The 14589-nt window shown below is 64.3% G+C and carries 15 protein-coding genes; 2 read left to right on the forward strand and 13 right to left on the reverse strand.

Annotated elements, in window-relative coordinates:
• Window positions 1-15: 15 nt before the first annotated feature.
• From glp to K3756_RS07355, 6 genes are read right to left on the reverse strand one after another with little or no spacing between them, the layout of a single operon-like run.
• Window positions 16-1188 (reverse strand): gephyrin-like molybdotransferase Glp, encoded by a 1173-nt coding sequence (gene glp / locus K3756_RS07330; RefSeq protein ID WP_259992371.1) that lies wholly within the window; start codon window positions 1186-1188, stop codon window positions 16-18.
• Window positions 1185-1658: a cyclic pyranopterin monophosphate synthase MoaC gene (gene moaC / locus K3756_RS07335; RefSeq protein WP_259992373.1), complete on the reverse strand. Its 474-nt coding sequence runs from the start codon at window positions 1656-1658 to the stop codon at window positions 1185-1187. Before moaC ends, glp begins: the two co-directional genes overlap by 4 nt.
• Window positions 1658-2470 (reverse strand): indole-3-glycerol phosphate synthase TrpC, encoded by an 813-nt coding sequence (trpC, locus tag K3756_RS07340; RefSeq protein WP_259992375.1) that lies wholly within the window; start codon window positions 2468-2470, stop codon window positions 1658-1660. Before trpC ends, moaC begins: the two co-directional genes overlap by 1 nt.
• The gene (locus tag K3756_RS07345) at window positions 2467-3129 is read right to left on the reverse strand and encodes a uracil-DNA glycosylase (RefSeq protein ID WP_259992377.1); all 663 of its coding nucleotides are present in this window, start codon (window positions 3127-3129) and stop codon (window positions 2467-2469) included. The genes trpC and K3756_RS07345 overlap by 4 nt, the downstream gene beginning before the upstream one ends.
• A complete protein-coding gene (gene trpD / locus K3756_RS07350) occupies window positions 3129-4145 on the reverse strand; it encodes an anthranilate phosphoribosyltransferase (protein ID WP_259992379.1) in 1017 nt (338 codons plus the stop codon). The genes K3756_RS07345 and trpD overlap by 1 nt, the downstream gene beginning before the upstream one ends.
• Window positions 4142-4723, reverse strand: a complete 582-nt coding sequence (locus K3756_RS07355) for an aminodeoxychorismate/anthranilate synthase component II (protein WP_259992381.1) — start codon at window positions 4721-4723, stop codon at window positions 4142-4144. The genes trpD and K3756_RS07355 overlap by 4 nt, the downstream gene beginning before the upstream one ends.
• 165 nt (window positions 4724-4888) lie before the next feature.
• Here K3756_RS07355 and K3756_RS07360 point away from each other — a divergent pair, with 165 nt between their 5' ends.
• Complete coding sequence (locus K3756_RS07360; protein WP_259992383.1) at window positions 4889-6586, forward strand: divergent polysaccharide deacetylase family protein; 1698 nt, start codon at window positions 4889-4891, stop codon at window positions 6584-6586.
• Here the strand turns inward: K3756_RS07360 and trpE are convergent, their stop codons facing one another.
• From trpE to fabI, 7 genes are all read right to left on the reverse strand, one after another.
• Window positions 6587-8098 (reverse strand): anthranilate synthase component I, encoded by a 1512-nt coding sequence (gene trpE / locus K3756_RS07365; RefSeq protein ID WP_259992385.1) that lies wholly within the window; start codon window positions 8096-8098, stop codon window positions 6587-6589.
• Between the two features lie 2 nt (window positions 8099-8100).
• Window positions 8101-9942 carry a peptidylprolyl isomerase gene (locus K3756_RS07370; protein ID WP_259992387.1) on the reverse strand — a complete coding sequence of 614 codons (1842 nt, stop codon included), beginning with the start codon at window positions 9940-9942 and terminating at the stop codon, window positions 8101-8103.
• Window positions 9943-10017: 75 nt separating this feature from the next.
• A complete protein-coding gene (locus K3756_RS07375; protein ID WP_259992388.1) occupies window positions 10018-11202 on the reverse strand; it encodes an aminotransferase in 1185 nt (394 codons plus the stop codon).
• 82 nt (window positions 11203-11284) lie between these two features.
• Window positions 11285-11821: a xanthine phosphoribosyltransferase gene (gpt, locus tag K3756_RS07380; RefSeq protein WP_259992394.1), complete on the reverse strand. Its 537-nt coding sequence runs from the start codon at window positions 11819-11821 to the stop codon at window positions 11285-11287.
• Window positions 11822-11825: 4 nt separating this feature from the next.
• The gene (locus tag K3756_RS07385) at window positions 11826-12428 is read right to left on the reverse strand and encodes a LysE family translocator (RefSeq protein WP_259992396.1); all 603 of its coding nucleotides are present in this window, start codon (window positions 12426-12428) and stop codon (window positions 11826-11828) included.
• On the reverse strand, window positions 12425-12946 hold the full coding sequence (locus K3756_RS07390; RefSeq protein WP_259992398.1) for a hypothetical protein: 522 nt from the start codon (window positions 12944-12946) through the stop codon (window positions 12425-12427). Before K3756_RS07390 ends, K3756_RS07385 begins: the two co-directional genes overlap by 4 nt.
• Entirely contained in the window at window positions 12943-13746 is an 804-nt protein-coding gene (gene fabI, locus K3756_RS07395) for an enoyl-ACP reductase FabI (RefSeq protein ID WP_259992400.1), read from the reverse strand. The genes K3756_RS07390 and fabI overlap by 4 nt, the downstream gene beginning before the upstream one ends.
• A gap of 185 nt (window positions 13747-13931) precedes the next feature.
• Here fabI and pdxH point away from each other — a divergent pair, with 185 nt between their 5' ends.
• The gene (gene pdxH, locus K3756_RS07400; protein ID WP_259992402.1) at window positions 13932-14537 is read left to right on the forward strand and encodes a pyridoxamine 5'-phosphate oxidase; all 606 of its coding nucleotides are present in this window, start codon (window positions 13932-13934) and stop codon (window positions 14535-14537) included.
• The last annotated feature ends 52 nt before the right edge of the window (window positions 14538-14589 follow it).

A 14589-nucleotide genomic window follows, 5' to 3' on the forward strand; every position in this document is an offset into this window, starting at 1 on the left:
CCTGCGGCCAGAGCGTCACAGGTCGATCACCTCGACAAGGGTGCCCTTGGGCTGCGCAGGTGCGTCCTTGGGTCTGACCAACAGCACATCGGCGCTGGCAAGCACGGTCAGCAGGCTGCTGTCCTGACGCTCTGCCGGGATGACGCCGGCGTCGGTGATCCGGGCACGCATATAGTGTTCGCGCGGTCCGTTGGCGGCGATGTCAACGGCAAGCGGCATATGGCGGCGCGGCGCGGCGGTCTGTGCCAGCCCTTGCATGGCGCGGATCACGGGGGCCACGAAAACCGTCCCACACACAAGCGCCGAGACGGGATTGCCGGGCAGACCGATCATCATCGTTTCGCCCAAACGTCCGGCCATCAGCGGTTTGCCGGGCCGCATGGCCACTTTGTAAAAACTCTGTTCCATCCCCAGTTCCGCAGCCACCGGGGCGACCAGATCGTGATCGCCCACAGACGCACCGCCAATGGTGATGACCAGATCCGCCCCCTGCGCCAGCTCAAACGCGCGGGTCAGCGCGGCGGGGGTGTCGCGTGCAATCGGGATCAGCCGCGCACGCGCGCCCATCGCCTCGAGCTGTGCCGCCAGACCGTAGTTGTTCGACGCGATGATCTGGTTGGGGCCGGGCGTGTCGCCGGGCTGCACCAGTTCGTCACCGGTGGCGATGATCGCCACATCGGGGCGCGCGAACACCGGCACCTCGGGGATGTTCATCGCGGCCATCAGGGCAATATCGGCAGGGCGCAGGCGCTGCGGGGCCGCCAATCTCTGGCCTTTTGCAAAGTCACCGCCAGCGGGGCGGATGTTGTCCTTGGGTCCGATGCGGTGGCCCAGAGTGATCAGATCGCCGCGACGCGTTGTATCCTCTTGGATCACAACGAAATCCGCGCCGTCGGGGATGGGCGCACCGGTAAAGATGCGCACCGCCTGACCGGCCTTCACGGTGCCCGCGAAACTGTGGCCCGCAGCGGCTTCGCCGATCACCTTGAACATCGCGTCAGGCTCGACTTCGGCGCGGCGCAGGGCGTAGCCGTCCATGGAGGAGGCGGCAAAAGGGGGCTGGGTGCGCCGCGCGGTCACGTCACGCGCCAGAATGCGGCCCGCTGCCGCGCGCAGCGGAACCTCTTCGACGGGCATGACACGCGTCAGCGCAAAGAGCGCGTCAAGCGCGGCCTCAACAGGTATCATTCGGCCTCGAACCGGCCGGATTTGCCGCCGTCTTTCAGAACAACCCGCAGCCCGCCGATCTCCATCGTCTTATCGACGGCCTTGCTCATGTCATAAACGGTGAGTGCGGTCACGGAAGCGGCTGTCAGCGCCTCCATCTCGACACCGGTCTGGCCCGTGGTTTTGACGGTGGCGGTGATGCGGATGCCGGGCAAATCGGCGTCGGGCTCAAGCTCGACGCTGACCTTGGTGATCGGCAGGGGGTGGCACAGCGGGATCAGATCCGCGGTGCGTTTGGCCGCCATGATCCCGGCCAGTCGGGCAACGCCCAGAACGTCGCCTTTCTTGGCGCGACCTTCGGAAATGATATCAAAGGTTTCGCGCTGCATCTTTATGTGGTTTTCCGCCACCGCGATCCGCGATGTTACGGCCTTGTCCGACACATCGACCATATGGGCATGCCCGTCGCTGTCAAAATGGGTAAGGGCCATTACATGCCTCCGGCGCGCAGCGGATTGGCAAGCAGCTTTTGCGTGGCCACCGCGACATCGCCCTGCCGCATGAGGCTTTCCCCGATGAGGAAACAGCGCGCCCCGTAGCGCGCCATGTCCGCCAGATCATCGGGTTCGGACAAACCGCTTTCGCACACGATCATCCGGTCACCGGGCACCTGTTTTGACAGGGTGCGGGTGGTGTCGAGTGATGTCTCGAAAGTGTTGAGATTGCGGTTGTTGATCCCGATCATACGCGATGACAGGGCCGCGGCGCGCTCCATTTCGGCGGCATCGTGCACTTCGATCAGCGCGTCCATGCCCCATTCATGCGCTGCCTGTTCTAGCTCGGTGGCCTGCGCGTCGCTGACCGACGCCATGATGATCAGGATGCAATCGGCCCCGAGGGCGCGGGCTTCGGCGACCTGATAGGTGTCGTACATGAAATCCTTGCGCAGGGCAGGCAGATCACAGGCCTCCCGCGCCTCGGTCAGAAACGTTTTGGCCCCCTGAAAGCTGGGGGTGTCGGTCAGCACTGACAAACAGGTCGCGCCACCTTCGGCATAGGCCTTGGCCAGCGCCGCTGGATCGAAGTTCTCGCGTATCAACCCCTTGGAAGGGCTGGCTTTCTTGATCTCGGCAATCAGCCCGTATCCTTCGCGCGACGCATTGAACAGCGCCTCGGCAAAGGGGCGTACGGCGGATGCCTCGCGCGCGGCGGCCTCCACGGCCTCCAGCGGGCGGGCGGCCTTATCGGCGGCAATTTCTTCGAGCTTGTAGGCTTTGATCTTGTCGAGAATGGTCTGTGTCATGGTCCCTCCGGGTCGCCCCAGTTTATGGCGCTCTGTCCGTGCTGCTGCAACCAGTCATTGGTTCGGCTGAACGGTCGGGAGCCGAAAAAGCCGCGGTGCGCCGACAGCGGCGACGGATGGGCGGTTTCGATCTTCAGGTTGGCGTGCGCATCTATGCCGCGCCCGGCGTGCTGCGCAGGTGCGCCCCACAGAAGATAGGCGCGGGGCGCATCGGTCAATCTGTGCAGCACCTGATCGGTCAGTTTTTGCCAGCCGAGCTTGGCGTGGCCCTTTGGGGTGCCCTGCGGCACGGTGAGAACCGTATTGAGCAGCAGCACCCCTTGCGCCGCCCAGTCGTCCAGCTGGATCAGTCTGCGCGCCGCACCGGTGTCGGTCTCGATTTCCTTGAATATATTGCCAAGACTGTCGAGCCTGCCGCCAAATTCCGCATGGATCGAGAACGCCAGCCCGTGGGCCTTGCCGGGGGTGTGGTAGGGGTCCTGGCCAAGAATGACGACGCGCACCTGATCGGGCTGCACCCGCTCAAGCGCCGCAAAAACCTGATCGGCAGGTGGCAGGACGGTGCGGGGATCATTTCGCAGCGCGTCGGCCAGAGCGGGCAGGTCGTTGTCAAAAAACGGCAGATCGGCCCATGCACCCAGGCGGCGAAGATCGAACATCAGCCCGCTTGCGTGATCGCCGCAACGGCGGTGATCTTGTCGCGCGCAGCCCCTGAATCGATGCTGGTCCGCGCCATTTCCACGCCAGATTTGAGATCGGGTGCCGCGTCCGCGATGGTCAGCGCGGCGGCCGCGTTGAGCAGCACCGCATCGCGGTAGGCACCCTGCGCCCCGTCAAGCAACGCTTTGAAATCGCGCGCGTTTTCCTCGGGTGTGCCGCCGATGATGTCTTCGAACGGGTGGACGGGCAGGCCTGCGTCCTCGGGGTGGACCTCGATGTCATTGATGGCGCCCTCGCGCAGCGCCGCGACCCAGCTGACGCCGGTGATCGTCAGTTCGTCGGTGCCGTCCGAGCCGTGCACCAGCCAAGCAACATCCGACCCCAGCGCCTGCAACGTTTCGGCCATCGGGTGGATCAGGTCGCGGCGGTAGGCTCCGGTCAATTGCCGTGAGACACCGGCGGGATTGGTCAGCGGCCCCAGAATGTTAAAAATTGTGCGCGTGCCCAATTCGGACCGGGTCGGCATGACATGGGCAATGGCGGGGTGGTGCATCGGGGCCATCATGAAACCGATGCCTGTCTCGTCGAGCGCGCGTTCAACCACCGGCGCGCCCACCATCGTGTTTAACCCCATCTGGGTCAACGCGTCCGCAGCGCCGGATTTGGAACTGAGGTTGCGGTTGCCGTGTTTGGCGACCACCACGCCGGCTCCTGCCACCACGAACGCGGTCGCCGTCGAGATATTGAGCGTGCCTTTGCCGTCGCCACCGGTGCCCACGATGTCCATCGCGCCCTTCGGTGCGCGGACCTTGTTGCATTTGGCGCGCATGACGGCGGCGGCAGCTGCGTATTCATCGACGGTTTCGCCGCGTGTCCGCAGCGCCATCAAAAGGCCACCGATCTGGCTTGGCGTGGCTTCGCCGTTGAACAGGATTTCAAAGGCTTCTTCGGCCTGTCCACGGGTCAGGGGGCCGTCGGCGGCCGCATCGATAAGCGGTTTCAGCGCGTCGCTCATGCCGGCACCTTCACGGTATCGAGGAAATTGCGCAGCAGGGCGTGACCGTGTTCGCTGCGGATCGATTCGGGGTGGAACTGCACACCGTGGAGCGGCAGTTCGCGGTGTTGCAGCCCCATGATGGTGCCGTCCTCCAACTCCGCCGTGATGCGCAGACACGCCGGCAGGCTTGCCCGTTCCACGATCAGCGAATGGTAGCGGGTGGCCTCGAACGGATTGGGCAACCCTGCAAAAAGGCCGCTGTCGGTGTGGTGCATGGTGCCCAGTTTGCCGTGCACGATCTCGCCTGCGCGCACCACCTTGCCGCCAAAGGCCTCGCCGATGGTCTGATGCCCCAGGCAGACCCCCAGAAGCGGCAGCTGTGCGCGTGCCGCGGCCTGCGTCATCTCCAGACAAATACCGGCCTGCGCGGGATCACACGGACCGGGCGACAGCACGATGCCCGCGGGGTTCATGTCCATCGCCTCGTCCACGGAAATGGCGTCATTCCGCCGAACCACGACATCGGCGCCCAACTCGCCCAGATAATGCACCAGATTGTAGGTAAAGCTATCGTAGTTATCTATCAGCAGCAGCATCGTGGGTTTCTTCGCATTAGGGCTTTTGGTGGCGGCAGGTTCCGCGATATAGTCAGCGATACATGGTCAGTCTTGGGCGCTATCGTCAAGAGGCAGAGGGAGGGCAGGGCAGCCTTCCGGACAAGAACCAGACGGACAACGGGCGAATAACAAGGAACAGGCATCATGATACGTGGGCTTTTGGGCGGTATCGGGTTGGGCGCAGTCTTCAGCGTCGGGGTGGCGTCGGTCGCCTCGCTTGTCTTGCCCATCGGGCCGACAGCGCCGGTAGCGCCCGCGCCGGACACGTCGGTGCCCGCGGCCCGGGTTGACGGTGTCCCGGCGGACGTGGCTCAACGCCCCGCCACCGACCCCGTGGCAGAACCCGAAGCACCTGAAGCACCCGAAGCGCAGCCGGCCCCCGCCGCAGAGCAGCCACCCGCAGAGCCGGTCGCACCGCAAGAACCCGTGCCCGATCGTGTTGCGCAACAGGCCGAACCCGACCCTGTGGTGATCGAAGCCCCACAACCGGCGCAGGCCCCGGATGCGCCCGCGCCGGATGTCGCGGATGACGCGCCGGTGCAGGCCGCTGGTGACGCGCCTGCGACGGCGCCGGTGGATGCCCCGCAGACCTATGCCGCCGCCGCTCCGCAACAGCCCGTGCCCACACCTCCGCAACGCGCGCAGGCGGGGGATGGTGTGCCGCAGGTGCCCACCGCTTTGCAGCAACCCCAGACAGCAGTCGTGGCCGACCCGTCTCGGCCGCAGCCCCTGCCGCAGGACCAAACCGCAGCGCTGCAACCCGACGCGCCGGTGCTGCCCAATCCGCAGGCGCTGGCCCCGATGATCCCGGATGATGGCAGCGACAGCGCGGTTGCGACCGAACCGGCAGCGCCGCTTCCGGCCCCCGCGCCGCAGGTCGATCCTGTCGAAGAAGCGGCTCTGCCGCCCGCGCCGGAAACCCCGATCGCGCCAGCCGTGCCCGAAACTGCGCCGGACGTTGCGCCAGAACCGTCCCCAGACGCCGACCCGCAGCCACCCGCCGTGCGGGTTTTGCCTGCCCCGAACACCGCCCAAACCGCCCCTGACGCCGCGGCCTTGCCGCGCATCGGGCGTCCCGCCACGCGGCTGATTGACGGCACCGGCAGCGCTACCGCGCCGCAGCCCGAAACGATCGACACACCGGTCGACCCCGCCGATCTGCCGCCGCTGGAGGCGTTTGCCGCGGATTTCGAGAACCTCGACGCCAAACCACTGATGAGCCTTGTGCTGATCGACACGGGCGCGGACCTTGACGGGGGCGAGATCGGCTTGCCCGCGCTGCGCAGCTTTCCCTATCCGATCAGCTTTGCCGTCGACAGCAGCCTGGCCGACGCCGCCGCACGGATGCAGCGGTACCGCGACGACGGCTTTGAAGTGTTGGCGATGATCGATCTGCCCGAGGGCGCGCAACCCAACGACGCCGAGGTGAACCTGAACGCAACGCTTTCCAGCCTGTCACAGGTGGTGGGTGTGCTCGAAGGCACGGAAGGGGGGCTGCAGCCCTCGCGCGAAACGGCGGATCAGGTCTCTGCGATCCTGCGCAGCAGCGGTCACGGTCTGGTCACCCGCAATCAGGGGCTCAACACGATGGCGAACCTCGCTCGCAAACAGGGTGTCGCCGCCGCCCCCATTTTCCGCGATTTCGACAGCAATGACCAAAACGCCCGCGTCATCCGCCGGTTCCTCGATCAGGCGGCTTTCAAGGCCGGGCAGGAGGGCGGCGTGATCATGCTGGGCCGACTGCGCCCCGAAACGATCAAGGCGCTGCTGGTCTGGGCGCTTGCCGACAGGGCAGGCACGGTGGCGCTGGCTCCGGTCTCTGCGGTGCTGACAGCGCAGTAATCAGCCGTTGCCGCCGCCGCCAAAGCGCGATGCGTCTTCTGCGGCCCGGCGGATCGCGCCCGATTTATGGACGGTTTCCATATACTCGGCCTCCGGATCACTGTCGTAAACGACACCGCCACCGGCCTGAATATACAGGGTTTCGTCCTTGATGACGGCCGTGCGCAGCGCGATGCACATATCCATGTCGCCGCCCGCGCTGAAATACCCCACACCGCCGCCGTAAAGCCCGCGCTTTTCCGGCTCAAGCTCATCGATGATTTCCATCGCACGGACCTTGGGCGCGCCCGATACTGTTCCCGCAGGCATGCCCGCGAAAAACGCATCCAGCGCGTCACATCCTTCGGCCAGTTCGCCCACCACATTCGATACGATGTGCATCACGTGGCTGTAGCGCTCGACGATGAATTCCTCCGTGGGCCGCACGCTGCCGATTTTGGCCACGCGACCGACGTCATTACGGCCCAGATCGAACAGCATCAGGTGCTCGGCAAGCTCTTTCTTGTCCGCCATCAGATCGGCCTCGAGCGCGCGATCCTCCTCTGGGGTCGCCCCGCGGGGACGTGTGCCCGCAATGGGGCGGATGGTGATCTCCTGACCGAACACGCGGACAAGGATTTCGGGGCTGGCCCCGACCACGTGGAAGCCCCCGAAGTTGAAATAAAACATGAACGGCGACGGGTTTGTGCGCCGCAGGGAGCGGTAGAGCGCGAAGGGCGGCTGGCGGAATTCCTGCGCCCAGCGTTGGGAGGGCACGACCTGAAAAATATCGCCGGCCTTGATGTATTCCTGTGCGCGGCGCACCGCGTCCTTGTAGCCATCGCGCGTGAAATTGCTCACCGGATCGGGCACATGTCCCGCGTCGCCCAGATCGCGGGTCGTGCCCGCGGGGCTGCGCTCCAGATCGCGCACGGCATCCATGACACGCTCGGCGGCCTGTGCATAGGCGGCGCGCGCCGACTGGCCCTCCGCGACCCATGCGGGCGACACGACAGTAACCTCGCCCTTTACGCCGTCCAGCACCGCCACCACGGAGGGGCGCAACATCACCGCATCCGGCAGTCCGAGCGGATCGGGGTTCACATGGGGCAACCGCTCCACCAGCCGGATCATGTCGTAGCCCAGATAGCCGAACAGCCCGGCGGCCGCCTGTGGCAGGTCATCGGGCAGATCGATCTTGCTTTGCGCAATCAGCGTGCGCAGGGCATCGAGCGGATTGCCTTCCATCGGCTCGAACGCATCGGGATCATAGCGGGCGGCACGGTTGACCGCGCTTGTATCGCCGCGACAGGTCCAGATCAGATCGGGCTTCATGCCGATGATGGAAAAGCGGCCGCGCACTTCACCGCCGGTCACCGATTCCAGCATGAAGGCGTTTTCGGCCGCGCCCCCCAGCTTGAGCATCAGCGACACAGGCGTGTCGAGATCGGCGGCAAGGCGGGTATAGACCACCTGATGCTGCCCGGCCTTATAGGCGGCAGCAAAGGTTTCGAAGTCGGGTGTCAGCGCCATGGTTACTGGAAATTCACATTAACGGCGCTTACGGCGCGGGGGTCGATATTGGGCACGGCACGCTGCACCGTGTCATTGGCAAAGATGGTGAAAAGGTTGCGGGCCAGCGCCTCGTTTTGCTGTTCACGCAGACGCGCCAGCAGGGTCTGGCTTTCCTCGTCATCGGTGGCCGCGTTGATGGCATCGAGCTGCACGATGGCGACGCTGTTGTCACCGGGCAGCACCCGGATTTCGCCCACGTCCATATCGAAAACCGCCGCCATGAAACCCGTCGGCGTGCGTTGGATGAAGGCATCGCGGGTCTGGTCGCTTTCCTCGATGGCGGTGAAGCCCTGCGCGGCCAAGCCTGTGCCGGCCTCCAGTTCCGTCTTTGCGGCGTTGGCTTGCTGCGTCAGCGCATCGACCAGCTGCTGTGAACGGTAGCGGCTGCGCACATCGTCCTCGACATCATCGAAAGCGGCGGGGCGCAGGGGCAGGCTTTCGTCAAGGCGCATCGCATAGATGCTGCCATCGTCGAGCTGGCTGATCTGGGGAAAATCGCCTTCGGCCAAACCGGCAGCTGCTTCGCGGAAATCGGCGTAGGCGGCGATGCCTTCCTGTGTTTCGGCGGTCCAGTCGATCTGGCCCAGCGTCATCGACGTTTCCTCGACCAGCTGCTCGAGCGTTGTGCCACCGGCAAGACGGTCGTCAAAGTCTTCGGCCTGCGCCTCGACGAGCCGGACGGCACGGTCGGCAGCGATGGTGTCGCGCAAGGTGGCCTCGGCTTCTTCAAAGGTGACGTTCTGCGCAGGCAACACGCCGTTCACGCGAAAAAGCGCGGGCCCCAGATCGGTGGGGAACGGACCTACGACGGCCCCGACATCGGCACCAAAGACCGCATCGGCCGCGGCAGCGAGCTCATCTTTACCGACATCGCCCAAATCGACGTCCTGCAGGGCAAGTCCGCGATCCTCGACAAGCGTTTCGAAAGTGGTGCCGTTCACTTCCAGCGCGGCGGCGGCCTGATTGGCGGTCTCCTCATCGGCAAAGACAAGGCGTTCGACAAGACGGCGTTCGGGTTGGTTGAATTCGGCGCTGCGCTGGTCGTAAGCCTCGCGCAGTGCATCTTCGGCCACTTCGACCTGATCGATCACATCGGTGGGCGTGAGCAGGGCATAGGTGATCTTTTTGGTGGCGGGCAGCGTGAAGCTGTCGGCGTTTTCATCAAAAAACGCGCGCAACGTAGCGTCGTCCGCGGCGGCGACCGGTGTCTCGAGCGTGGTTTCGTCCAGCAGGGCCCACGTGAAATTGCGCTGCTCTCCGACGTAGTCCACGAGCGTCTGGGCGTAGCTTGCCGGCATTTCCACGCCTGACACGATGGCCCCCTGAAGCAGCTGGCGGGCGGTTTCCTCGCGCAGGTTGTTCTCAAATTCGCTTTCGGTCAGGCCCGACCGTCGCAGCGTGTCGGCATATGCGTCGCGGTCGAAACTGCCGTCGATGCCCTGAAATGCGGGAATGGTCACGATGCGGTCCCGCAGGGTTTCGTCACCCACCGACAGGCCCATCTGTGTGGCTTCGTGGTCCAGCGCGCGGTCGCGCACAAGCTGTTGCAGAACGGCGCGGTCAAGACCCAGTTCCTGTGCCTGCTGGAAGCTCATCGCGCGGCCGGTCTGGCGGCTGACAGCCTGCAGTTCCTGCTGGACAGCGTTGTAGTAGCTGTCGACCGACACCGGCTTGTCACCCACGGTGCCGATGGTGCGCAAATTACCACTCAGGTTGACGGCGCCGAAGCCGCCCAATCCCACGAAAAGCAGGGCCATGAGGATCCACATGGCGGTTTTTGAGATGCTGGACGATTTGGCCATTTGACTGCCCCCCGAATTGGCGTTTGAGCCTGTCTAGGCGGTTGGGCAGGCAGGGGCAAGAGGGGCGCGTGCGCGTTAGCGGGGCGGCAGGGCAACCGCGTCGAGGCGGTCAAAAAGCTGTGCGATGCCGTCGCCGTCCAGATTGGCGAAAGCGATGCGCAATTCGCGGCCGCCCTGCGGGTCATCGTGGGGGTGGAACATGGTGCCGGGTAGGCACAGGATGCCTGCTTCGCGCACCAGTTCAGGGGCAAGTGCGTCCGATGTCATGGCGAAAGGGTGCTCCAGATAGGCGAAATATCCGCCCAACCCCAAGAGCCGCCAGCCCCGGTTCTCGAGCCTTGGCATATGCGCCGATATTGCCGCGCGGCGGGCGAGGATCTCGTCACGCTCGCCGGCAAGCCACTGGTCGAGGTTCTGCATGCCCCAAAGGGCTGCGTGCTGACCCAACTGGCCCGGACAGATTGCGACCGTGTCGAGAAATTTTTCGATCTCGGACAACAGGGCCGAGGCCGCGATCAGCGCACCGACCCGATGGCCCGTCAGCCGGTAGGATTTGGAGAAAGAGTAGAGATGCACGAGTGTTTCGTCCCACCCGGATTGGGAAAAGAGCGTGTGCGGGGGCTCTGCGCTGGCGTGAAAATCACGGTAGGTTTCATCCACGATCAGGCGGATGCCGCGTTCCTGTGCCAGATCAAAGAACGCGCGCAGCAAGGATGAGGGATATTCCTGACCGGTGGGATTGTTGGGCGAGACAAGCGCAATCGCGCGGGTGCGCTCGGTGATGAGAGCCGCGGCCAGCGCAGGGTCGGGCAACATGTCCGCACCGCATTTTAGCGCCACGCTGCGCACGCCGGACATGTCCAGCCACATCTTGTGATTGAAGTACCACGGGGTCGGCACGATGACCTCGTCCCCTTCGGCGCACAGGGCCGCGATCGCCGCGGCAAAGGCCTGATTGCAGCCGGAGGTGATGGCGACCTGCGCGGGATCGATCGGCGCGCCGTAGATCCGCGTGCTGCGGGCGGCCAGTTCAGCCCGGAGCGCGGGGTCGCCCAGCACCGGCCCGTAGAGATGCGCCGCATCGGAATTCAACGCCGCCTCTGCCAGCGCCGCGCGCAGGTCCGGGTGCGGCGGATCCACCGGTGCGGCCTGGCTGACGTTGATGAGCGGTCTCTCTGTGGGGAAATCCACGCCCTCCAGCCAGCGTCGCGCCTCCATCACGGGCGGCGCGAATGTGGTGGCGGTACGGGAAAGGATCATCGCGGGCGCTCCGGCAGGCCGTGGGGGCGGGTTTCGAGTTTAAGAGGCAAGATGAAGGAACGGTGCGTGGGCACCGCTGATGTCAGTCCTTGCCGCGGTAGGGTTCAACGTATTGCAAAGCCATGTCCCACGGGAAGAAGATCCATGTGTCCTGGCTGACGCCGGTGATGAATGTGTCGACCATCGGTTCGCCCTGTGGTTTGGCGTAAACAGTCGCGAAATGCGCCTTGGGGTAGATCTCGCGGACCAGTTCGAGTGTTTTGCCGCTGTCGACCAGATCGTCGATGATCAGGATGCCGTCGCCGTCGCCCATCAGCTCTTTGTCGGGTGATTTGAGCACCTGCGCTTCGCGCCGCTGGTCGGCGGCGCCACCGCCGGAGTGGTAGGACATCACCGAAATCGTGTCGACGGTGCGGATATCGAGTTCGCGTGCCACGATCATGGCGGGGGCCATGCCGCCGCGTGTGATCGCCACGACGGCGCGCCAGCCACCTTCGTCGGGGCCTTGCCCGTCGAGCCGCCAGGCGAGTGCGCGGCTGTCGCGATGGAGTTGATCCCAACTGATGTGAAAGCCTTTTTCGTGCGGAAGGCGGCCGGGTGTCGTGGCGCTGTCTGACATTGTATTACCTTTGTAGCAGGAGTTTCAGACCGAACCCGCCCAGCAGGGCCGCGGCGAACCGGTCGAGAAGGGGTTTGAGGCGCAGATACTGACCGCGCGCCACCGGTGCGCTGAGCAGAAGGGCGCAAAGGGTGTAGAAGGCGATTTCGAGCGCCAGATGGTTGGCCCAGACGAGCGCGATATCGCGCGCGCTCAGAGGTTCGGGGAAGACCACAACGATGACCGCGGCCGCAAAAAGCATCGATTTGGGGTTGGCGGCGTTCACCAGCAGCCCTTCGACAAACGCACGGCGCGCGGGTTTCGCGTCAGCCGTGAGGGGGGCGTTGGCCCCGCGCCATGTCTTGATGCCCAAGTATATCAGATAGAGCGCACCACCGAGTTTCAGTGTTGTGTATGTCCAGGGAAAGAGCGTGAACACGCCTTCCAGCCCAAGGAGCGCCGCGAGGGTCCAGAAACTGGCTGCGAGGCCGAGGCCGAGACCGGTGAGGATCCCCGCGCGGCGCCCTGATGCCACCGATGTGCGGACTGCCATCAGAAAGGCCGCACCGGGGCTCAGGATCGCGGCGATAAGCACGGCATTGAAGGCGATCAGGTGCTCGGGTGTCATCGGCGCACCACCATCACCTCGCGCGACAGCGCACGCACTTTGGTCGGAAAGGTTTCGTCATACCAGCGCACGGCTGCGGCGCGACGGTCCGAGAGTGGTACAAACACGATGCGCATGATCTTCTTGCGGTGGATGCGTTTTGTGTAGCCGAAGGCGGGCAGGGAGGCCGGATCGCACCCGCGCCATGCCACGCCTGTGCCGTCGAGCGCGCGCACCATGTCGGCGCTGATGGGATCGTCCAGCACGGGTGCCAGCCCGCCCTTGAGCGGTTTCATGCGGCGGTCGCCTGCGTAGAACGACATCTTGATGCCCCGGGCCGAACCCGATGTTTCGACCGCCTGACCGGACGGTTCCGGCAGGCGCAGGGAGCCACCGTCCCATTGGCGCAGCCCCAGAATGACATCGACCTTCCAGCCGGGCGCGTTGAGCGCGGCGATCCCCGGCGTGCCCAGCCCGCAGGCGCAGGCCGCCCCCGCCCAGAGGGCCAACGCCGCAATCCCGGCGCAGACGGATTTCATTTCTCGATGTCCGGTGCGTCGACCGCCTTCATCCCCACGACATGATAGCCTGCATCGACATGCAGGTTCTCACCGGTTGTCCCCGAACCCAGATCGCTGAGCAGGAAGAGGGCCGATTTGCCGACCTCGTCGATCGTCACGTTGCGGCGCAGGGGCGAATTGTACTCGTTCCACTTCATGATGTAGCGGAAATCGCCGATGCCAGATGCGGCGAGCGTCTTGATCGGACCGGCGGAGATCGCGTTGACGCGGATGCCGTCCTTGCCCAGATCTTCGGCCAGATATTGAACCGACGCTTCCAGTGCCGCCTTGGCCACACCCATGACATTGTAGTGCGGCATCACTTTTTCGGCGCCGTAGTAGGTGAGCGTCAGGCAGGAGCCGCCATTCTTCATCATCTTTTCGGCGCGCTGCACCACGGCCGTGAAAGAATAGACAGAGATGTCCATCGACATGGCGAAATTGCTGCGGCTTGTGTCGACGTAACGGCCGCGCAGCTCGTTCTTGTCCGAAAAGCCGATCGCGTGGACGATGAAGTCGAGCGAGTCCCACCGCTCTGCCAGTCCGGCAAACAGCGCATCGATCGATGCCTCGTCGCTGACATCGCAGGGCAGGACAATGTCGCTGCCCAGTTGCGCTGCGAGCGGATCAACCCGTTTGCGCAGCGCATCACCCTGATAGGAAAACGCAAGTTCGGCGCCTGCTTCGGCCAATTGCCGCGCGATCCCCCATGCGATCGATTTGTCATTGGCCAATCCCATGATCAGCCCCCGTTTGCCTGCCATCAGAGTGTTGGACATGCGCGAAACTCCAGTTAGACGCGATTGCATCGGGTCTATGCCATTGCATCCGCAGCTTCAAGACAGCGGCCGCATCCGCGAGCGCGGCAATTGGCGGCTCGGCTTTCCAAGCGGGCTTTGGTGTGTCATTGTATGTAGAGGATCGGGGGCCAGATTGACGCGCCCGACCGGGACACGAGGGGAAAATGGCGGATAGATCCGGAAAATTTGCGGGCAATGACCCGTTTGCACTTGCGCGTGAGTGGCTCGCAGAAGCGACGCCGCAAGAGCCGAACGACCCAAATGCAATGGCATTGTCGACGGTCGATGGCACGGGCATGCCGAACGTGCGTATCGTATTGCTCAAAGACATCGAGGACGACGCCTTCGTTTTCTATACCAATTACACCAGCGCCAAGGCCAACGAGCTGGACGGCGCGGGCAAGGCCGCCTTTGTCATCCACTGGAAATCCCTGCGCCGCCAAATCCGCGCACGTGGTATCATCAGCCGCGAGGACGGTGAAAAGGCCGACCATTATTACAAGTCCAGATCGCTCAAGAGCAGGCTGGGCGCGTGGGCATCGGATCAATCCAGCCCCCTCGACGACCGTGAAACGCTTGAACAGCGCCTGAAAGACGTAACGGCACAGACGGGGGATGACCCCGACAGACCGCCATTTTGGGGTGGATTTCGGCTGACGCCTCTGGAATTAGAGTTCTGGGCCGACGGTGATGCGCGGTTGCATGACCGCTTTCAATGGTCACGCGACGATGTGGCGTCCGATTGGAAAGTTACCCGGCTAAATCCTTAGGGACGTACCAGTACTGCCGCAGTGTTTTCGCGGCTGGGCATCAGCCCGCTTA

Source organism: Sulfitobacter sp. S190, assembly GCF_025141935.1.
Lineage (GTDB): Bacteria > Pseudomonadota > Alphaproteobacteria > Rhodobacterales > Rhodobacteraceae > Sulfitobacter.